This is a genomic window from Streptomyces sp. NPDC020807, assembly GCF_040641575.1.
In the GTDB taxonomy this organism is placed as follows: Bacteria; Actinomycetota; Actinomycetes; order Streptomycetales; family Streptomycetaceae; genus Streptomyces.
In genome coordinates this window covers 68,601-88,406 of sequence record NZ_JBFADU010000015.1, presented here as the reverse complement: position 1 = coordinate 88,406, position 19,806 = coordinate 68,601, and the positions used below count along the sequence as shown (strand labels likewise).

At 74.2% G+C, this 19,806-nt stretch carries 21 protein-coding genes and 1 pseudogene; 12 read left to right on the top strand and 10 right to left on the bottom strand.

Annotated elements, in window-relative coordinates; all coding sequences use genetic code 11:
- Window positions 1-615: a TetR family transcriptional regulator gene (locus AB0G79_RS21845; protein WP_360808847.1), complete on the top strand. Its 615-nt coding sequence runs from the start codon at window positions 1-3 to the stop codon at window positions 613-615.
- Here AB0G79_RS21845 and AB0G79_RS21840 read toward each other — a convergent pair.
- From AB0G79_RS21840 to AB0G79_RS21830, 3 genes are read right to left on the bottom strand one after another with little or no spacing between them, the layout of a single operon-like run.
- On the bottom strand, window positions 569-1,597 hold the full coding sequence (locus tag AB0G79_RS21840; RefSeq protein WP_360808845.1) for a glycosyl hydrolase: 1,029 nt from the start codon (window positions 1,595-1,597) through the stop codon (window positions 569-571). The two genes, AB0G79_RS21845 and AB0G79_RS21840, sit on opposite strands and share 47 nt — an antisense overlap.
- 1 nt (window position 1,598) lies before the next feature.
- On the bottom strand, window positions 1,599-2,249 hold the full coding sequence (locus AB0G79_RS21835) for a vitamin K epoxide reductase family protein (protein ID WP_360808843.1): 651 nt from the start codon (window positions 2,247-2,249) through the stop codon (window positions 1,599-1,601).
- A 27-nt stretch (window positions 2,250-2,276) separates the two neighbouring features.
- A complete protein-coding gene (locus tag AB0G79_RS21830; RefSeq protein WP_360808841.1) occupies window positions 2,277-2,780 on the bottom strand; it encodes a DUF5949 family protein in 504 nt (167 codons plus the stop codon).
- Between the two features lie 148 nt (window positions 2,781-2,928).
- Here AB0G79_RS21830 and AB0G79_RS21825 point away from each other — a divergent pair, with 148 nt between their 5' ends.
- Complete coding sequence (locus AB0G79_RS21825) at window positions 2,929-3,324, top strand: tyrosinase family oxidase copper chaperone (RefSeq protein WP_360808839.1); 396 nt, start codon at window positions 2,929-2,931, stop codon at window positions 3,322-3,324.
- Window positions 3,308-4,174, top strand: coding sequence for a tyrosinase family protein (locus AB0G79_RS21820; protein ID WP_360808837.1), 867 nt, complete (start codon window positions 3,308-3,310; stop codon window positions 4,172-4,174). Before AB0G79_RS21825 ends, AB0G79_RS21820 begins: the two co-directional genes overlap by 17 nt.
- Before the next feature lie 67 nt (window positions 4,175-4,241).
- Here AB0G79_RS21820 and AB0G79_RS21815 read toward each other — a convergent pair whose 3' ends face one another.
- The 6 genes from AB0G79_RS21815 to AB0G79_RS21790 form a co-directional block, all read right to left on the bottom strand.
- A complete protein-coding gene (locus AB0G79_RS21815; RefSeq protein ID WP_360808835.1) occupies window positions 4,242-4,514 on the bottom strand; it encodes a chaplin in 273 nt (90 codons plus the stop codon).
- A gap of 290 nt (window positions 4,515-4,804) precedes the next feature.
- A complete protein-coding gene (locus tag AB0G79_RS21810; protein ID WP_360808833.1) occupies window positions 4,805-5,317 on the bottom strand; it encodes a hypothetical protein in 513 nt (170 codons plus the stop codon).
- A 104-nt stretch (window positions 5,318-5,421) separates the two neighbouring features.
- On the bottom strand, window positions 5,422-6,438 hold the full coding sequence (locus AB0G79_RS21805; RefSeq protein ID WP_360808831.1) for a hypothetical protein: 1,017 nt from the start codon (window positions 6,436-6,438) through the stop codon (window positions 5,422-5,424).
- 160 nt (window positions 6,439-6,598) lie between these two features.
- On the bottom strand, window positions 6,599-6,889 hold the full coding sequence (locus tag AB0G79_RS21800; RefSeq protein WP_360808829.1) for a hypothetical protein: 291 nt from the start codon (window positions 6,887-6,889) through the stop codon (window positions 6,599-6,601).
- A 104-nt stretch (window positions 6,890-6,993) separates the two neighbouring features.
- Window positions 6,994-7,875 (bottom strand): hypothetical protein, encoded by an 882-nt coding sequence (locus AB0G79_RS21795; RefSeq protein WP_360808827.1) that lies wholly within the window; start codon window positions 7,873-7,875, stop codon window positions 6,994-6,996.
- 276 nt (window positions 7,876-8,151) lie between these two features.
- Window positions 8,152-8,391: a chaplin gene (locus tag AB0G79_RS21790; protein ID WP_360808825.1), complete on the bottom strand. Its 240-nt coding sequence runs from the start codon at window positions 8,389-8,391 to the stop codon at window positions 8,152-8,154.
- 379 nt (window positions 8,392-8,770) lie between these two features.
- Here AB0G79_RS21790 and AB0G79_RS21785 point away from each other — a divergent pair, with 379 nt between their 5' ends.
- The 9 genes from AB0G79_RS21785 (at window position 8,771) to AB0G79_RS21745 (ending at window position 19,505) form a co-directional block, all read left to right on the top strand.
- The gene (locus AB0G79_RS21785) at window positions 8,771-9,832 is read left to right on the top strand and encodes a DUF3344 domain-containing protein (RefSeq protein ID WP_360808823.1); all 1,062 of its coding nucleotides are present in this window, start codon (window positions 8,771-8,773) and stop codon (window positions 9,830-9,832) included.
- Between the two features lies 1 nt (window position 9,833).
- A complete protein-coding gene (locus AB0G79_RS21780; protein ID WP_360808821.1) occupies window positions 9,834-10,979 on the top strand; it encodes a glycosyltransferase in 1,146 nt (381 codons plus the stop codon).
- A complete protein-coding gene (locus AB0G79_RS21775) occupies window positions 10,976-12,439 on the top strand; it encodes an exopolysaccharide biosynthesis polyprenyl glycosylphosphotransferase (RefSeq protein ID WP_360808818.1) in 1,464 nt (487 codons plus the stop codon). The genes AB0G79_RS21780 and AB0G79_RS21775 overlap by 4 nt, the downstream gene beginning before the upstream one ends.
- 3 nt (window positions 12,440-12,442) lie before the next feature.
- Window positions 12,443-13,795 (top strand): O-antigen ligase family protein, encoded by a 1,353-nt coding sequence (locus AB0G79_RS21770; protein WP_360808816.1) that lies wholly within the window; start codon window positions 12,443-12,445, stop codon window positions 13,793-13,795.
- A gap of 310 nt (window positions 13,796-14,105) precedes the next feature.
- Window positions 14,106-15,785: a lipid II flippase MurJ gene (locus AB0G79_RS21765; protein WP_360808814.1), complete on the top strand. Its 1,680-nt coding sequence runs from the start codon at window positions 14,106-14,108 to the stop codon at window positions 15,783-15,785.
- Window positions 15,673-16,485 (top strand): polysaccharide deacetylase family protein, encoded by an 813-nt coding sequence (locus AB0G79_RS21760; RefSeq protein ID WP_360808812.1) that lies wholly within the window; start codon window positions 15,673-15,675, stop codon window positions 16,483-16,485. Before AB0G79_RS21765 ends, AB0G79_RS21760 begins: the two co-directional genes overlap by 113 nt.
- Window positions 16,482-17,615 (top strand): glycosyltransferase, encoded by a 1,134-nt coding sequence (locus AB0G79_RS21755; RefSeq protein ID WP_360808810.1) that lies wholly within the window; start codon window positions 16,482-16,484, stop codon window positions 17,613-17,615. Before AB0G79_RS21760 ends, AB0G79_RS21755 begins: the two co-directional genes overlap by 4 nt.
- 13 nt (window positions 17,616-17,628) lie before the next feature.
- Window positions 17,629-18,357, top strand: a complete 729-nt coding sequence (locus AB0G79_RS21750; RefSeq protein WP_360808808.1) for a lipopolysaccharide biosynthesis protein — start codon at window positions 17,629-17,631, stop codon at window positions 18,355-18,357.
- A gap of 32 nt (window positions 18,358-18,389) precedes the next feature.
- Window positions 18,390-19,505, top strand: a complete 1,116-nt coding sequence (locus tag AB0G79_RS21745; RefSeq protein ID WP_360808998.1) for a GNAT family N-acetyltransferase — start codon at window positions 18,390-18,392, stop codon at window positions 19,503-19,505.
- 21 nt (window positions 19,506-19,526) lie between these two features.
- On the opposite strand, the pseudogene AB0G79_RS21740 reads toward AB0G79_RS21745, so the two are convergent.
- Window positions 19,527-19,806, bottom strand: a pseudogene (locus AB0G79_RS21740) (hypothetical protein); the annotation flags it as partial.

Here is a 19,806-nt window from a genome sequence, read left to right as displayed (position 1 = left end):
ATGAACGACCGTCCCACCCTCCGTGAGCGCAAGAAGCTGAAGACCCGCGCGGCCATCAGGAAGGCGGCCTACCGGCTCGCCGCCGAGGAGGGCTGGGAAGCCGCCACGACCGACCGGATCGCGGAGGAGGCCGACGTCTCCCCCTCCACCGTCGTGCGCTACTTCCCGGTACGGGAGGACATCGTCCTCACCGACGAGAACGACGACGTCCTCGAAGCGCGGCTGCTCGCCCGCCCGGCCGGCGAGGAGCCCCTCGAATCGCTCCGGGCCGTCGTCCTCGAAGCCGTCGGCACCGCCCTCGACCAGGAGCCCGAGGAGACCCGGCTCCGTGCCCGCCTCATGGTCGAGATCCCCTCGGTCCGGGCCCGCTTCACCGAGACCACCGCCGAGACCGGCCGCCGCCTGGCCCGCGCGCTCGCCGACCGCACCGGCCGCGACGCCGACGACCTGGAGGTGCGGATCTTCACGGCGGCGGTCCTCGGAGCCCTCCGCGAGGCCACCCTCTACTGGGCCGAGCAGGACACGTCCGGCGACCTGCTCCCGCTCCTGCACCGCACGGTCGACACCCTCAAGGCCGGCCTGACCCCGCACGCGGAGCCCCCAGCGCACCCCTGACGATCCGCGCCGACTCCGGGTTCGCGGCGCACTCCCACACGCCGTGCGGGCAGTAGTCCGTGACCGTCTGGTAGACCGGCCGGTGCGTCGCGAACCAGTCGAGCATCCCCCGCACGTAGACCGGGTTGTCCCCGTTCCTGAACAGCCCCCACTCCGGGTACGAGACGGGCTTCCCGTGCGCCGCCGCGAACCGCACGTGGTGTTCGAGCCCGTACTCCTCCGTCACCTGCTCCTCGAAGGAGAGCCCGGCCGGCTGGTCGTAGGCGTCCATCCCGATGATGTCGACGACGTCGTCCCCGGGGTAGCAGAGCGGCCACGCGACGGCGTCGAGCCCGCGGCTCGGCGTGAAGTCGAACCGGAACCGCTGCCCGTCCACCCCCCTGAGCACCGACACGACCCGCCGCCAGTACGCCTTCCAGGCCGTCGGGTCCGGACCGCAGCGATGGCTGTACGTCGTCCCGTTCATCTCCCAGCCGAGGACGAGCACCGCGTCCCCGAGCCCGTGCGCGACGAGCCGCTCCCCCAGGACCGCGAAGTGCGCGTCGAACGCGCCGCCCGCCCCGCGCCGCAGCCCCGCCCGCACCTCCGCGTCCGGCAGCCCCGCCTCGTTGCGGTCCATGAGCGGCACGTTGAGGACGAACAGCCGCCCCGGCCGCTCGGCCTTCCACCGCGCCCACGGCCCGAAGAGCGCCGCGTGCCCCTCGATGTTGGACCAGCGGTCGCCGGGCAGGTACGTGTGCCCGACGGTCAGCGTCTCGCCGCCGAGCCACTCCTGCACCTGGGCGATCCGCCGCACCCCGGCCTCGTCGGAACCGGTGAAGAACCCCGACGGCACCCCGGGCAGCGGCTCGGGCTCCACCGGGGCCCGGCCGGCGGCGTGCCGCTCGCCGGGGGCCAGCCGCTCGTACGGCACCAGGAGGACGAGAACGGCCGCGAGCAGCACCGTGAGTGCGGCCCGCGGCCAGGAGAGGAGAGAGGTCACGTCAGCTGGTCCAGAACTCCCACCAGCGGGTCAGGATCAGCATCCCGATGATCCCGATGTGCAGGACGGGCAGGGCGAAGGCGAACTCGCCGAGGAAGCCCCGCACCCCGGCCGGCGCGGGCAGCAGCCCCTCCCGGACGTTGTGCGCGGTCACGTACCAGAACATGACGATCGTCGCGGTCCAGGCCAGGCAGCACCACAGGCACAGGGCGTTGATCTCGTACAGCGACTGGTACATGAGCCAGGTGCAGAAGCCGACGCCGAAGAGCGTCCCGGCGTTGAGGCCGAGCCAGAACCAGCCCCGGTAGCGGGCCCCGGCCAGGAGCCCGGCACCGACGGCGACGACCACGGCGTACGTCACGAGACCGAGCATCGGGTTCGGGAAGCCGAAGACGGCCGCCTGCTCGCTCTTCATGATGTTGCCGCAGGAGACGACGGGGTTCAGGCTGCACCCGGGCTGGAACCCCGGGTCCTCCAGGAGCTTGAACTTGTCGATCGTGATCACCCAGCCGGCGAGCACGCCCGCCGCCCCGGTGACCACCAGCATCCACGCGAAGGCCCGGCTCGCGCCGATCCCCGCCCCCGCGGCATCCCGCGCGGGCTCCGCGCGCCGCTGCCCCGGCACCCCGCCCCGTACGTCCACCGTCGCCATGCCGCGACCCTTCTTCCGCTCTCGGGCTCAGCCCTGGAGGCGCCGGACCGGCATCAGGACGTGCGCGCTCTCGGCGAGCATCGCCTCGTCGGAGACGAAGGCGCGCAGCTGCGCCTCGTCGACCGGCTGCCCCGGGACGGCCTCGGGCCACGGGCGGACCGAGCAGATCAGGTAGACCTGCCCGCGCTCCTGCGCGGCGGCCTGCCACTCGGCCGGCACCGGGCACTGCACCTTCAGGAAGGGCAGGGTGAGGGCGACGGAGCCGCCCTCGACGAGGAGCGTGGCGTTGATCCCGGAGTCCTTCTCCAGGTCGAACAGCCGGTCGCCGACGGAGAGGTTCATGGCCTCCAGCGCCGTCCGCATCGCCTGCTGACCGGCCTCCGGGCCGTCCCGGCCGTCGCCGAGCGAGTACGCCATGAGGAACGGCGTGCCCGCCGATTCGGCGGTGGGTTCGCTGGACCACGGGATCACCGTGAGAGTTCCCAGCGGAGAGGCGCTGCGCGCCGAGGAAACGACGTTGGAAGTGGTCATGAATCGGATGCTAGTGCTCCAACCACCCTTTCCCCGCGCCGCTTTCACTCGATCGGCCGACATTCACACCGCTGCGCTTTCCGCCGCAACGAAGCCGGGTTTTCCTCGTTGTGCCCTGAGGGCAATCGCCGACCCGAGGAGATCACTCATGATCGTCCCGCGCCGTGTCGCACTGCGCTCCCTCTTCGCTCTGGCCGTCACCGGCGTCACGGGCGGTGCGCTCGCCCGCATCGCCGACCGCCCGTCGGCCACGACCGACGTCCACGCCTTCGACGAGCTGTACCGGGGCCGTCGCATCCGGGGGTTCACCGGGCCCGACGGGCGGCCGGTGGCCCTCGTCGACGGACGTCCGCTGCATCTGATGCGCTGCGCCGACGGCGGGTACGTCTCGCCGATCGACCACTACGCGACGAGCCCCACGCCGCTCGCGGCCACCCGCGCCGCCGTGGACGAGGTGGGGACGGCCCGCCTGTCCCGGTTCGCCGCCGCACACGGAGACCACACCGACCCGACGGGAGGGAGTCCGCGTGGTGTACACGCGTAAGAACCAGCGCGACCTGACCGGCGCCGAGCGCCGGAAGTTCGTCGCCGCCGTCCTGGAGCTCAAACGGACCGGCGTGTACGACGAGTTCGTCCGCACCCACATCGAGCACTACACGGCCGACGGGGAGGGCCGGCTGCGGACCGCCCACATGGCGCCGAGCTTCCTGCCCTGGCACCGCCGGTTCCTGCTCGACTTCGAGCAGGCCCTGCGCCGGGTCGACCCGACGGTCTCGGTGCCGTACTGGGACTGGACCCGGGACAACAGCCCGGCGTCGTCGATCTGGGGCGAGGACTTCATGGGCGGCAACGGCCGCCGCGCCGACCTCCAGGTCATGACGGGCCCCTTCGCGCAGTCCTCGGGGCGCTGGGACATCACGCACGCGATGACCGAGACCCGCTTCCTGACCAGGGACTTCGGGCGCCCGCGCGACCCGATCGCGCTGCCGACGCGGGTCGAGCTCGACGAGGTGATGCGGGAACGGGTGTACGACGTGGCGCCCTGGAACTCGACGAGCGCGTCCGGCTTCCGGAACCGTCTGGAGGGCTGGGCGTCGGGCCGGGGCAACGAGCGGTTCCGGATCCACAACCGGGTCCACCGCTGGGTCGGCGGGATGATGCTCGGCGGCGGCTCGGTCAACGACCCGGTCTTCTGGCTGCACCACTCCTTCGTCGACCTGCTCTGGTCGCGCTGGCAGCAGCAGAACCCCGGCGCCGCGTACCTGCCGGCGGAGCCGCCGCCACTCGGCGACATGCAGTACCGCAAGGTGGTCGCCCGGCACGAGCCCATGTCCCCCTGGGGGATCACCCCGGCGGAGCTCTTCGACCACAGCCGGGTCTACGCCTACGCGTGAGCGCCCGACACGCGCGTGTCCCCCCGGCCCTGAGGACCGGGGGGACACGCGTGTTCAGCGGGGGTGATCAGCCGCCGTAGCCACCGTCGTGCTTCGGGGCGTCGACGTTGGCGCAGCTGTTGCCGAACGCCGGGTTGAGCAGACCGATGACGTTGACGGTGTTGCCGCAGAGGTTGACCGGGACGTGGACCGGGACCTGGACGACGTTGCCGGAGGCGACACCGGGCGAGTGGGCGGCGACGGCCTCGGCGCCCGAGTCGGCGACGGCCAGGCCGGCTCCGCTGAGGGCCACGGCACCCGTGCCGGCGAGAACAGCGGCAGCCTTCGCGATGCGAGACATCAAGAACTCCTTGGACGTGGATAGCGACCGCAGGAATCACGGCCGACTCCCCTTCAACGCCGGTCACACCGACCGGTCACGGGCATTGAGCCGAAAGGGAGTGAGGAAACGGGGGACGGCCCGGCGGACGAATGGCCCGTGGACCGGAGGCGCCCGCCGCCGGATACGACGGGACAGGCCTCGGGTCCACGGGCCGCGGCCATGCGACAAGCCTTCCGGTGCAACGACCGACGGCCCCCGGGGTGGCGGGGAAGAATCGTCCCTTCACCCTCCCGGGGGGCCTGCCGCACCTACTTCCCGTCCGGCACCAGACCGAGCTTCGGGTCGAGGGCTCCGCTGAGGACCGGGGTCAGCAGGCCGAGCTGGGGCTTGGCCAGGTCGGGCAGCCCGGCGAGCCCGTCGCCGCTGGGCGCCTTCACCGGGTTGCCGACGACGGCACCGGGGGTGGACGCCTTCATCTCCGAGTGCGGGTTGGTGAGCAGCGCACGGCCGAGGTCGCTGCCCTCGACGACCTCGGGGAGCGGCGCGTCCACCACGGTGTTCGGGATGGTGCCGGTGAGCGGGACGCTGGGCAGGGCGACGTCCGGCAGCGAACCCAGACCCTTCTGGAAGCCGGTGGGCGCGCCGGGCATGGGGACGGGCACCCCGGTGGCCACCGTCGGGGCGTCCATCGGGAGCACCGGCTCCAGGCCCTGGAGGGGGACGATCACCGGTGCCTCGACGGCGGAGGCCGGGGCGGCCAGGGCGGCGGAGGCGAGTGCGGTCATGAGGATTCCCATGCCGGCGTGAGAGCGCAGAGTCATGCCCTGAAGAACGAGTTCTGCGCCAAACCGTGGCGGGATACCCCCGTGTGCAGCAACGCACAGGGCCCTCACCGGTGACGGCGAGGGCCCTGATTGACGTCGCGTCAGCTCGTGGGCTCAGTGCGGCGCGAGAGGCGCCCGCCCCTCAGGTAGAAGACGCTGCCGCCGATGATCAGCGCGGCGCTGATCGCGGCCGCGCCCATGAGGGCGGGGTCGCTGCCGGTGTCGGGCAGCTCGGGCACGGTGGGCGGGGTGGTCGGGGGCTCGTCCGGGTTGGTGGGCGGCTCCTCCGGCTCGTGCGGCTCGTCCGGGTTGGTCGGCGGCTCTTCGGGCTCGTGCGGCTCGTCCGGATTCGTCGGCGGCTCCTCCGGCTCGTGCGGCTCGTCCGGATTCGTCGGCGGCTCCTCCGGCTCATGCGGCTCGTCCGGGTTGGTCGGCGGCTCCTCCGGCTCGCAACCGGGCTCCGGCGGCTGACCCGGCGCCGGAGCCTCACAGTCACCCGGCTCGTCCGGGTTGGTCGGCGGCTCCTCCGGCTCCTCCGGCTCGCAACCGGGCTCCGGCGGCTGACCCGGCGCCGGAGCCTCGCACTCACCCGGCTCGTCCGGGTTGGTCGGCGGCTCTTCGGGCTCGTGCGGCTCGTCCGGGTTGGTCGGGGGCTCCTCCGGCTCGTGCGGCTCGTCCGGGTTGGTCGGGGGCTCCTCCGGCTCGTGCGGCTCGTCCGGGTTGGTCGGCGGCTCCTCCGGCTCATGGGGCTCGTCCGGATTCGTCGGCGGCTCCTCCGGCTCGTGCGGCTCGTCCGGGTTGGTCGGCGGCTCCTCCGGCTCATGGGGCTCGTCCGGATTCGTCGGCGGTACGTGCGGCTCGTCGTCGCCGTAGCCGCCGGGTTCCCCCGCCTCGGCGCAGAGGTCGCCGACGGCCGACGCGACGAATCCGTCGAGTCCCACACCCCCGCCGCAGACGTCCGCCGGCAGAAGGGGCTGGACCTGGCCCGGCGTACCGGGTCCGGGTGAATCGCCCGTACCGGTGGGCGAGTTCGCGGCGATGGCGAATCCGCCGGTCAGCGACAGAATGCCGGTCGCTGCCGCGGCGGTGAGTACTTTCCTGCTGATGATGGACCGCATTCGGCTCTTCCTCTGGAGAAAGGGAGAGACCGGCGAGGATCCCCCCTCGCTCCGGCCGGCCAGTCCACGTCGACGTTTCACGTGGGATTGCCCAGAGAGTAGGGAGCCGGGCCCCGCGGTGAACGGGGGCCACACGGCGGCCGATCAGAAAATCACACGATCAGCCGCCGAGCGGGCTTCCGACCGGGCCGGCGACGGGAAGGCCGCCGAGCAGGGCGGATCCCGTCTTGCCGACCTCGTTGAGCTGCTCGACCGTCTGCGTGGCGGTCTGCACCGGGGAGCCGGGCGTGGTGTTGCTGAGCATGTCGGTCTTGAGTCCGTTGGCGGCGATGGCGTCCAGTCCGCCGTTCAGGCTGGTGGGGGTCAGCGCCTCCGCGGCCATGGCGGGGGTGGCGGCGCCGAGCGCCACGAGCGAACCGGCGACGACCGCGGCGACCTTACGGGACTTCATGGAGAGAATCCTTCCTCTGGGGATTTCGGAATGGCTCGTTCCTACGCCCTTTCCAACGAGCGAAGGCCCGTACCGGGTGCGGTACGGGCCTTCGTTGCTCGGACTTACCTGACGGGGAGCGGGGGCTTGACCGGCAGGTCGGCCGGGGGCTTGACCGGCGCGTCGACGGGCAGGTCCGGCGTGGCGGGCAGCGACGGGACCGCGGGCAGCCCGGCCAGGTCGGGCGCGGGCAGACCGCTGCCGAGGACGGTGGCGAGGGCGAGGTTGACCAGCGAGGTCAGCGTCGAGGTCACCTGCGGTACGACCGCGGCGGCGTCACCCGAGGTGACGGCGGCGAGCAGACCCGCCACCGCCTTCTCCACGGTGGCGAGGGCGTCGTCGACGAGGTCGGTGGGCGCCGCCTTCGCGCCGGCCGCGACCGGCAGGGACACCGGCGGCTTCACGGGAAGCGCGGGCGCGGCGACGGGAAGCTCGGGCGCGGGCAGGTCCGGGGCCGGGAGATCGGGCGCGGGGAGATCCGGGGCCGGGAGATCGGGCGCGGGGAGATCCGGGGCCGGGACGTCCGGGGCCGGAAGGTCGGGCGCGGGAAGATCCGGGGCCGGGAGATCCGGGGCCGGGAGGTCCGGCGCGGGGACGTCCGGGGCCGGGGTGTCCGGTACGGGGACCGGGGCCGTTTCCTTCGCCTTCTCGACCGCGGCGGCGATCTTCGCCTTGAGCGCGTCGGCGTCGGCGGCGGGGACCTGACCCGCGTCGGCCTTGAGCGCGGTGGTGACGAGTTCGACGACGGGGCTCGTCACGGAGCCGAGGTCGCCGAGCGCCTCGGCCTGGGGCAGCAGCGTGGCGGCCTCGGGGAGCGGCGCGTGGGCGGCCCGGTCGGCCGCGGAGGACGGGTGGTGTTCGCCGGCGATGGCGGGTCCCGCCGCGCCGAGGGTGATGGCGGCGGATATCGCCAGGGCGGTGAGACGGCGTGTGGCCAGGGGACGCATATGTGTTCCTTTTCTTATGCGTCGGACAACTTCCCTCTCACCGTGCCTGCGGGTATAGCCCTCCGCAACCGCAGAACTACTGAGCGCCACGTCTCCGTTCGAGTGAATCCATCCCCGCCACCTGCCCCCCGAAGGGGCGTACGCCGTTGCACCGGACGGCGCACGAGGGTGCGGCCGAACGAGTACCGCTCCAGTCCCAGCAAGGAAAAAGCCGGTGCGCCCACCCCCGGAGGGATGGGCGCACCGGCTTCGGAAGGACCGATCCGCCGTGCGAGGTCAGGCGTTGACGCAGGTGTTGCCGAAGGCCGGGTTCAGCGCGCCGATGACGCTGACGGTGTTGCCGCAGACGTTGACCGGGACGTGCACCGGAACCTGGACGACGTTGCCGGAGCCGACACCGGGGGACTTCACGGCAGCGCCCTCGGCGATGGAGTCGGCGGCGGCGGCACCGGCGGCACCGGCGACCGCGGCGGCGGCACCCACGGTCAGGACGACGGCCTTGGCGATACGGGACATGGAGAAGCTCTCCTCGATCGAATTCCAACTCGGACTGCGCGGACTGTTCGGCCCGGCTCCCTCAACAACGGCCCGCAGTTTCATCGGTTGCTCTCCCGAACGGGTGACGTTCAACCGATCTTTGGGCCATAGGAGGGCCATTCGAGCGAATGGGCGCGGAATGGCGCAACACGCTCAACGAGGAACCTGCCGCGCGGATACGGGAGTTAGCGTTTCCGAGCATCTAATGCGTACTATCGCCCCGCATCGGGGTTATAACGTTCCCGAACGTTGCTTCCGGGGCGTCCGCGCGTTCACCCATTTCGTGCGGACGACACCTTCCCCTCTCCCGGTCTTCTCGGGTCTTCCCTTCCTCCCCTCGTCAAAGCGGAGAACCTGTATGCGGAATTCAGCGTTTCCTGCTGTGCGTCGCGGTGTGTTGTGCGCCCTGTCGTGTGCGGCGCTGTCCGTCACGCTGCCGGCCGCCTCCGCCGCCGCGCCGCCCCAGCCCCGCGAGGCCGCCCGCGTCCCCTTCGCCCCGCGCCACCAGGCCGAGCAGCACGGGGGGATCGTGCGGGCGGCGAACACCTCGGCGAAGGGCGCGAAGGGCACCGAGTCGGTGAACGACTCCGCCTCGATCGCCTACGTCGACGTGGACAGCGACCCCAACACGTACAACTCCAGCCGCGCCGAGCTGCCCGTTCCCGCGGGAGCGCGGGTGACGTGGGCCCGCCTGTACTGGGGCGGGAACCTGCGGGTCGGCGAGCAGAAGCCGCCGAAGGACAACGGCCGCGTGCTGATCGCCGAGCCCGGCGGACAGTACAAGGCGCTGCTCGCGGACAGCCTCATCGGGCACCGCACGGCCTCGGGCGCCGACGCCTTCCAGGCCTCCGCCGACGTCACCGAACTGGTCCGTTCGGCGGGTTCGGGGCAGTGGACCGTGGCCCAGGTCAATGTGGCCATGGGTGCCTCGAAGGTCGGCGGCTGGGGCGGCTGGACGCTCGTCGCCGCCTACGAGAAGGCTTCCGAGCCCTTGCGCCGAATGAGTGTCTGGGACGGTTTCGAAACGGTCGGCCCGGGGGACGGTGATCTGCGCGTAGCGCTCGACGGAAAGCGTTATCCGAAGGGTACGGGCGGACAGCTCGGCGTGGTCGCCTATGACGGCGACAGGGGAACTTCCGGCGATTTCCTCGCGGTCGAGACGGGCAAGTCGGCGAGCACCCGACTCGCCGATTCCGCAAATTCCGCCGACGACGTCATGAACTCCAGCATCACGGAATTCGGCGCGGGTCGTACGGTCCGTTTTCCCGATGGTACGAACACTCTGGGATACGACTCCGACGTGTTCGACCTGGGGGAGGCGCTGAGCGAGGGGGCCGATCGTGTCCACGTCCGGATCGGGAGCCCGAAGGACACCGTCTGGCTCGGCGCGCTCTTCTTCCAGGCCGACGTCCGGCGCTGACGTGCGGCCTCCACGAGCATCAGGCGCGCCGGAGCCGGCGGGCCCCGCGGTCCTGCACGCGGTCCAGCCCGGGGACGGCGGGGTCGCCCGTGTCGTCGTCGACCTGGTCCGCGCGCAGCGCGCCGCCGGTCTCCGGGTCGCGGTCGCCTGCCCGCCGGACACCGCCCTCTCCGCCGCCGTCCGCGCCGAGGGCGCGGAGACGTACGACTGGCGGGCCGGTCGGGACCCCGGTCCCCGACTGGTCCGTGAGACGCGAGAGCTGGCGGCGCTGATCCGCGCCGTCGGTCCCGCGCTCGTGCACGCGCACAGCGCGAAGGCCGGCCTGTGCGCCCGACTCGCCTTGCGGGGACGGATTCCGACGGTGTATCAGCCGCACGCCTGGTCCTTCGAGGCGGTCACCGGGACGACCGCCTCGCTGGCCCGCCGCTGGGAGCGGTTCGGCGCCCGCTGGGCGGACCGGATCCTCTGTGTGAGCGAGGCCGAGCGCCGTACGGGCGAGGAGGCCGGGGTCGCGGGACGCTGGTCCGTCGTCCGCAACGGCGTGGACGTGGACCGGTTCGCGACCGACGGACCGCCCGGCAACCCCGTACCCACCGTGGTCTGCGTCGGCCGGCTCTGCCGGCAGAAGGGCCAGGACGTGCTGCTCGCCGCCTGGCCCGCCGTCCTCGCCGAGGTGCCGACGGCCCGGCTCGTCCTGGTCGGCGACGGCCCGGACGGCGAGCGCCTGCGGGCGGCGGCCGGGCCCTCGGTGCGTTTCACCGGCGCCGTCGAGGACACCGCCCCCTGGTACCGGGCCGCGGACGTCGTCGTCCTGCCGTCCCGCTGGGAGGGCATGGCGCTCGCGCCGCTCGAAGCCATGGCGGCCGGCCGGCCGGTCGTCGTCACCGACGTGGACGGGGCACGCGAGAGCCTGCCGCCCGCCCACGAGCCCCTGTGCCTGGTCCCCTCCGAGGACCCGGCCGCGCTCGCCGCCGCTCTCGGCCGCCTCCTGGGCAGGCCGGAGCTGCGGCACCGTCTGGGCCGCGAGGCCCACGAACACGTACTCAGCAGTTTCGATGTCCGGCGCACCGGCGCGGCGGTCGCGGACGTCTACCGCGAGCTTGCCGGCGTGCGGGGGGCCGAGCACAGAGAGCCGATTGCGCAGTGACCACGGAAAGTACCAGCGTTCCCTCCTCGCCGGGCCCCTGGCCCGCGGCGGGCCCGGCCTTCGGGCTCGCCTCCCTCGCGCCGCGCCGCGGCACATCCGGCCGGCCCGCGGTACGGCGCCGTCCCGCGCCCGCGCGGCGGCGCTCCGGCGTCCTGCCGTTCGTCGCCGTCGACGGCCTCGCGGTCCTCGCGGCGGCCTCGTTCCTGAGCGCGGCGCACCACGACGCCCGGCTGCTCCTGCCGGTCGCCGCGGTCGTCCTCGTACTCGACGGGCACGCGGGCCTCTACCGGCCGGCCGCGCACGTCAGGGCGCTCGACGAGCTGCCCGCGCTCGCCTCGCGCGCCGGGTTCGCCTGGTGTCTCGCGGCGGCGGGTGTCGCCGCGTTCACGCCGGCGCTCGCGATCGGGCCGCTGCGGCTCTGCGCCGCGTACGGTGCGCACCTCGTCGTGGCCTGCCTGGTCCGCGCGCTGATCCTGGCGCGCAGGCGGCGGGTGGCGCGAGAGCGTCCGCGATCGGCGCTCGTCGTCGGCGGGGCGGTGGCCGCGCGCCGGTTCGCCTCGGCGGCCGTGCAGCACCCGGAGTACGGGGTGCGGCCGGTCGGCATCGTCGGCGTGCCCGAGCAGGGCGGCGCCCCGCGGCAGGGCGGCGAGGCCGGGATGCCGGTGCTTCCCGTGCTGACGACGACGGAGGAGATCCACCGGGCGGTCATCCAGAACAGCGTGTGCGACGCGGTGTTCCTCGACGACGACCCGGCCCTGGTCTCGCTCTTCCAGCAGTACGGCTGCACGACCTGGCGGGTCGGCGGCGAGCGGCGGGACGGGCCGATGGGCGAGCACCTGTGGGGCCACGCCTGGCACCGGATCGTGCCGCCGGGCGAGCGGCCCGGGCTGACCGCCAAGCGGGCGCTCGACATCGCGCTCGCCGCTCCGGCGCTCGCGTGCGCGCTGCCGGTGCTGCTGCTGTGCGCGCTCGCGGTGCGGGTCGCGGACGGTCCCGGCGTCCTCTTCCGGCAGGAGCGGGTGGGCCAGCACGGCCGGCACTTCACGCTCCTGAAGTTCCGCACGCTGCGGCCGTCCGACGACAACGAGTCGGCGACGCGCTGGAACGTGGCGGGCGACCGGCGGATGAGCGCGGCCGGCAACTTCCTGCGGAAGTCGTCCCTGGACGAGCTGCCGCAGCTGTGGAACGTGCTGCGCGGCGACATGAGCCTGGTCGGGCCGCGACCCGAACGGCCTTACTTCGTCGCCCAGTTCAGCAAGGTCCACACCGGATACGCGGCCCGCCACCGGATGCCGGTCGGGCTCACCGGTCTGGCGCAGGTGCACGGGCTGCGGGGCGACACCTCGATCGAGGACCGCTGCCGCTTCGACAACCACTACATCGACCACTGGTCGCTCTGGCAGGACGTCTGCATCCTGCTGCGTACGGCGGCCGGGCTCGTGCGACCCACGGGGAGCTGACGGATGGCCACGGCCGTGACGACGGCGGTACAGGACGACGGGGAGACCGCCGCCGGCGTGCGGGAGGGTCTCGTCTCCCCGGACGTGCGGGACCTGGTCCGCAGGGCCGGGGCGCTGTCGCCCGTCCTCGCCGTGATCGCCCTGCTGCTTGTCCCGGGCGGCGGCGGTGCGCAGGGCGGCACCGGCGGCACGGGCACGATCGCGGACGCTGCCTCCGGGCTGCTCGTCCTGATCTGCCTGGTGCGGGTGGTGCGCGGCGGCGCCCGGCCGCTGACCCGGGCGGCGGCCGTCGTCCTCGGCCTGCCCGTCCTCGGGATCTGCCTGGCCGCGATCACCTCGAACGACCCGGCGGCGAGCCTGCCGGGCGTCGCCCGTTACGTGCAGATCTTCGTGCTCGTCCCGGCGGCCGTGCTCCTGATGATCCGCGACCGGCGGGACTTCGCCGTGGTCGCCTGGGGTCTCGTCGCGCTGGCGCTGCTCCAGGGCGCGGTCGGCGTGGTCCAGTACCTGACGAAGACGGGCGCCTCGTACATGGGCGAGGACATCCGGGCCGTCGGCACCTTCGGGCCGACGGACGTGATGGGCATGGCCACGGTCGTCGCGTACGGGCTCGTGGTCGTCGTCGGGCTCGCGCTCGGCAGCGCCCCGGGCAGGACGCGGACGGCGGCGCTGGTCTGCGCGGGGCTCCTCTTCGTGCCGCTCGTGCTGTCGTTCAGCCGGGGCGCGTGGATCGCGACCGTCCTGGCCTGCGGGATCCAGCTGCTGATCTCGGGGCCTCGGCGGGCGGCGAAGGTGGCGCTCGCGGCGGGCGCGCTCGGCGTCGTCCTGGTCGGCGGTCTCGGGATCGGCTCGGAGATGGTGAAGGAGCGGGTCACCAGCATCACGCAGGTGGCGGCGGCCCCCGACCAGTCGGTGACCGACCGGTACACGATGTGGGCGGCGGCCGGGCGGATGTGGCGGACGGAGCCGGTGACGGGCGTGGGCCTGAAGGGCTTCCCCGCGTACCGCGACTCGAACGCCTCGCTCGCGCTGTCCTCGGGCAGCGACACGGCGGGTGCGGGCGCCGCGTTCGCGCGCCAGCCGCTGCTGTCCCCGCACAACATGTACCTGCTCGTCCTCAGCGAGCAGGGCCTGTTCGGCCTCCTCGCCCTCGCGGGCAGCTGGGTGGCGCTGCTCGTCGGCGCGCTGCGCCGGCGGCGGCTGGCCGCGGAGTGCGCGCTCGTCGCCGCGGGCCTGCTCGCCTGGCAGCTCATCGACTTCTTCTACGCGGACATCGGCGGCCCGTCGACGGTCCTGATGTCCGTCGTCCTCGGGCTCGCGGCCTGGTGGTCGCTGGCGGAGGTGCGGCGTGCGTGACCCGTGGGCCGGGGGGCCGGAGCCCGCGGACACCACGTGGGCCCCGGACCCCCGCGCCCCGCGCCCGCCGTCCCGGCCGCCGTGCGGCGCCCCGCTGACGGACCCCTGGCCGACCGCGCCTCCGGCGCCCACGGACTCCCCGTGGGCCCCGGGGGCCGCCGCGCTGCCGGGGCCTCCCCGGGGCGGCCGACGGGCGCACGCGAAGGCCCGGGTGCGGGGGCACGTACGGTCGAGGGCGCACGCGCGTACGGCTGCCGGCGTACGTCCTCCGGAGCGCGCCGCCGCTTCCGCCGACCGGACGCAGGAACGCGTGCAGGCGCGCGGTTTCCTCGCGAAGGCCGCCGCCGTCACCGCCGTGCTCACCGCCCTCGGGGCCCTGCTGGGTCTCGTCCGGGACCAGATCCTGGCCGGGTACTTCGGCGCGGGCGCCGAGACGGACGCGTTCCTGGTGGCCTGGACGGTGCCGGAGTTCGCGTCGACGCTGCTCATCGAGGACGCGCTCGCGCTCATCCTCGTACCGGCGTTCTCCCGTGCCCTGGACCGCCGTTCGGGCGCGCTGTTCGGGGACCCGGTGCGGGCGCTCGTGCGCGGCACGCTCCCCCGCCTCACGCTCACGGTCGCCGTCCTCGCCACCGCCCTCGTGCTCGGCGCGCCGCTGCTCGTCGACGTCCTCGCCCCCGGCCTGCCGGACCCGGCGCTCGCCGTCGACTGCACGCGGCTCACCGCGACCTGTGTGCTGTCGTTCGCGCTCGTCGGCTACTGCTCGGCCGCGCTCCGCGCGCACGGCTGCTTCCTGCCGCCGGCCGCGATCTACGTGGCGTACAACGTCGGCATCATCGGCACCGTCCTCGTGCTCCGCGAACCGTGGGGGGTCCGCTCGGCCGCCGCCGGGGTCGCGGTCGGCGGGGTCCTGATGGTCCTCGTCCAGGCCCCCTCGCTGCTGCGCGAGCTGCGCGCGCGGCCGGTCCCGAAGGCCGAGCCGACCGCCCTCGCGGCGGGCGACGCAGCGGCCGGGGCCGAGGGCCGGATCCTCGTCCTCGGGCTCATCGCCCCCGTCGTCGCCTTCTCCCTCTGCCGCCAGTCGCAGACCCTGATCGAGCGCTTCCTCGCCTCGCCGCTGCCCGCCGGGGCGATCTCGCATCTGAACTACGCGCAGAAGGTCGCGCAGATGCCGATGATCCTCTCCCTGATGCTGTGCACGGTCAGCTTCCCCGTCGTCGCCCGCCTCCTCGCGGCGGGCGAGACGGAGGCGGCCCGCCGCCGGGTCGAGCGGGACCTGCTGCTCGCCGCCGTCGTCGTCCTCGTCGGCGCGGCGACGGTGATCGCCGCCGCACCGAAGATCGTCGAACTGCTCTTCCAGCGAGGCGAGTTCGACCGCTCGGACACCGTCGCCACCGCTGCCGTCATGCGGGTGTACGCGCTCGGCCTCCTCGGCCAGACCATGGTCGGCGCCCTCGTCCGCTGCTACTTCTCCGCCGCCCGGCCCCTCTGGTACCCGGCCGCCGCGATGGGCGCCGGGCTCGCCACGACCACCCTCGCCGGCATCCCGGGCGCCCAGCACTGGGGCTCCGTCGGCATCGCCGCCGCCAACGCGCTCGGCATCACCTGCACCGCCGTCCTGCTGCTGCGCGGCGCGCACCGGCAGACCGTGCCCGTCCGGGTCGACCGGCTCGGCGAGGGCCTCCTGCGGCTCGCCACGGCCGGGGCCTGGGCCACCGGCGCCGGCTGGCTCTGCTCGGTCGCGATCGACTCCGCCGTCCTCGCCGTCGTCGTCGCCGGCCTCGTCGTCATCGGCGTCTTCCTGCTCTTCATCGCCTGCGCGGCCAAGGCGCCGGCGATTCCGCCCCTGCCCCGCACCGCCTCCCGAAGGACCGACCATGCCCGCCCCCACCGCGCTGCGCCGTCTGCTGCCGAAGCCGCCCCTGTGGGTGAAGCCGCCCCTGTGGGTGGCGATGTACCACTCGGTCACGCCGATCACGGACGCCGCTGACGACCCGTACCGCGTGACCGTCTCCCCCGTCCGCTTCGCCCGGCAGCTGCACTGGCTCGGCGACCGGGGGCTGCGCGGGGTCTCCGTGCGAGAGCTGCTCGCCGCCACCGCCGCCGGGCGCGCCAAGGGGCTCGTCGGACTCACGTTCGACGACGGGTACGCCGACTTCCTCGACTCGGCGCTGCCGCTGCTCCGCCGCCACGGCTTCACCGCCACGGTGTACGTCCTGCCGGGGCGGCTCGGCGGCGAGAACGCCTGGGACGCCGAGGGGCCCCGCAAGCGGCTCCTCGACGAGGACGGCATCCTGCGGATCGCCGAGGCCGGAATGGAGATCGGCTCCCACGGCCTCACGCACGTGAGGCTCACCGAGTGCGACGACGCGGAGCTCGCGGCGGAGACCCGGCGCAGCCGGGAGCTCCTCGAGGAGCTGACCGGTGATCCCGTGGACGGCTTCTGCTACCCGTACGGGGACGTCGACGGGCGGGTCGCCCACGCCGTGCGGAAGGCCGGCTACCGCTACGCCAGCGCCATCGACCCGGGCCCGCTGACCGGCGCGTACGCCCTGCCCCGGGTCCACATCGGCGAGGACGACACGCCCTGGCGGCTCACCGCCAAGCGCGTCCTGCACCCGCTGCGCCGCCGCCACCCCGTCGACCTCTTCCCCCCGCAGGACGCGCCCGCCGTGGTCGGTGCGCCGTGAAGGTCCTGCACGTCATCACCGGGCTCGGCATCGGCGGCGCCGAGCAGCAGCTGCGGCTCCTGCTCCGGCACCTGCCCGACCGCCACGAGGTCGTGACCCTCACCAACCCCGGCGCGGTCGCCGCCGGCATCCGGGCGGACGGCAGCCCCGTCACCCACCTCGGGATGACCGGGAACCGGGACCTCGGCGCACTCCCCCGCCTCACCCGCCTCGTCCGGCGGGGCGGGTACGACCTCGTCCACACCCACCTCTACCGGGCCTGCGTCTACGGCAGGCTCGCGGCCCGGCTCGCCGGGGTCCGCCGGGTCATCGCCACCGAGCACTCGCTCGGCGAGGCCCAGATCGAGGGCCGTCCGCTGTCCGCCGGGACCCGGGCCCTGTACCTGGCGTCCGAGCGGCTCGGCACGTCGACCGTCGCCGTGTCGCCCAGCGTGGCCCGACGGCTCGCGGACTGGGGGGTGCCCCCGGCCCGCATCAGGGTCGTGCCCAACGGCATCGAGACCGACCGCTTCGCCTTCGACGCCCGCGCCCGCCGCCTCACCCGGGGCGTCCTCGGCATCCCCGAGGACGCGTACGTCGTCGGGGGCGTCGGGCGGCTCACGCCCGGCAAGCGGTTCGACCGGCTCGTCCGGGCCGTCGCCTCCGTCCCCGAGGCGCGGCTGCTCCTCGTCGGCGAGGGCGGGGAACGCGCCGCGCTCCTGCGGATCGCCGAGGAGTGCGGGGCCGCCGACCGGATCCTCCTCGCCGGGGCCTGCGAGGACCCGCCGACGGTCACCTCGCTCGGCCCCTCGCTGCCCGAACTCCTCGCCGCCATGGACGTCTTCGTCTCCACCTCCCCCGACGAGACCTTCGGACTCGCCGTCGTCGAGGCGCTCGCCGCCGGGCTCCCCGTGCTGTACGTGGCCTGCCCCGCGATCGACGACCTGACGCCGGAGGCGGCCCCGGGCGCGCGCCGGATCGGCGAGTCCGTCCCCGAGCTGGTCTCCGCGTTGCGCGGCATCGGGGACGCCCGGCTCGTCCGGCTCCCGCAGCCCGCGGCGGCCCGCCGCTACGACATCGCGCGCAGCGCGGACCAGCTGATGTCCCTCTACGACCAGGCCGTCCACGGCACCCCCTCCCCCGCGAAGTGAGAGAGCACGCCCCATGAGCACGCGTCCCACGGACCCCCGCCCCGCTCCCACCCGTTCCGCGCAGACCGCCCCGCGCCGCGCACTCCCGCTCCTCGGCACGCGCCGCCCGGGCCGCTGGACGGTGCTCCCCGCCGCCGTCCTCGCCGGGGCGGTCCTCGGCGGCGGGTACGGGGCGCTCAAGGCCCCGCAGTACGCGGCGATCAGCTACGTCATCGTCGTCCCCGCCGAGAAGTCCGACCCGGCGGCCGCGCTCGGCTTCGCCCAGGCGTACGGGCGGGTCGCCACCGACATCGCGGTGACCGGCGACGCCCAGGTGTGGGCGGGCGTCACCGCCGACACGCTCCGCAGGAGCGTGCAGGCCGCGACCTCCCCCGACGCGCCGATGATCTCCATCACCGCGCGGGCGGAGGCGCCCGCCAAGGCGGTGTCGATGGCCGACGGGGTGGCCCGGGCACTCGTCCTCAACAGCACGCACGTCGCCGGGAGCACGGGCGTGAAGGTCGTCCAGTTCTCCCGCGCCACCAAGCCCGTCGCCCCCGTGTCGCCGTCCGCCGGGCTCTCCGCGCTCGTCGGCGGCTGTGCGGGCGGGCTGCTCGGCGGACTCGTCCTCCTCGTCCGCCCGAAGCGGCCCGCCGCGCGCGGCGAGGCGCGCCACTCCCGGCAGACCCCGGCCGTCAGCACCGGCGCGGCCGTGCCCGCCCCGGCCGCCGCCACCCACCAGCCGGAACCGGAGGCGGTGTGACCCCGAGGAACCCGAGAACCCTGCGGACCGAGATCTGCCGTGACGAGGAGCGGTTCGGGCGCCTGGCGGCCGAGTGGACGGCGCTGTACGGACGCTGCTCCTCCGCGACCCCCTTCCAGTCCCACTCCTGGCTTCACTCCTGGTGGCTCTCGTACGGCCGGGACGGCGCGCTGCGGGTGGTGCTCGTACGGGACGGCAGCGGCGCGCTCGTCGCCGCCGCGCCCCTGATGCGGGCGGGCGGACCACTGCCCGTCCTCACCCAGCTGGGCGGCGCCATCACCGACTTCACCGACGTCCTCCTCGACGACGAGTGCCCCGAGGCGGCCGCCGCCCTGGCCCGCGCGCTCGCCCGGGCCGCGCAGGGGGCGGTGATCGACCTGCGGGAGGTACGGCCAGGGGCGGCGACCGAACGGGTCTTCGCCCAGTGGCGCGGCCCGCGCCGCCGCCTGCCCGACTCGCTCTGCCTGGAGCTGCCGGCCGTCCCCATGGAGGGGCTGCTCGAACGGATCCCCTCGGGGAAGGCCCAGCGGGTCCGCGCCAAGCTCCGCAAGATGGACGCGCTCGGGATCGACTCGCGGATCGTCACCGGCGACGAGGTGCCGGAAGCACTCGACCGGCTGCTGAAGCTCCACCAGCTCCAGTGGCGCGGGCGGGGCGTGACCGCCGAGCACACGAGCAGTCGGTTCGCGCAGCACCTCACGCGGGCCGTGCGGCCCATGGTGGAGCGCGGGGACGCGATGGTCACCGAGTTCCGGCTCGCCGGTGACGTCGTCGCGGCCGACCTGACCCTGATGTCCCCCCGGCTCGCCGGCGGGTACCTGTACGGCGCCGACCCGGCCCTCCGGGCCCGCAAGGTCGACGTGGCCACGATGCTCCTGCGCCACGGGGCCCGGGAGACCAGCGCCGGGGGGCGGGACACCCTGAGCATGCTGCGGGGCACGGAGTCGTACAAGCAGCACTGGCGGCCCGAGACCGTCCGCAACCAGCGGCTGATGCTGGCCGCGCGCGGTACGGCCCCGCTGCTCTGGCTCCGTGCGGGCGCCGCCGACGGCCGCCGGTGGGCGGCCGCGCAGGTGCGCGAACGCCCGTGGGTGGGGCGTGCGCTCGCCCGGCTGCCCGGACGGACACCCGGGGGCGGCGGCGGATGACCTCCGCCGCCGCCAGGGGGGTCAGAAGGGCCAGACGCCCTTCAGCGCGTCCTTCCAGTCGACGTCCAGGTCGAGGTCGAGACCGGCCTCGTCCTTCACGTCGTCCTTCACCTCGTCCTTCCAGGAGTCCTTCCAGGAGTCCTTCGGGACGCAGACCGGACCACCGATCCAACTCTCGACCCATGAACCGAGGTTCAGGTTCCAGCAGTCGGGCTTGGTGGGCTCGGGCTTCGGTTCCGGCTTGGGCTCGGGCTTGGGCTCGGGCTTGGGCTCGGGCTTGGGCTCGGGCTTGGGCTCGGGC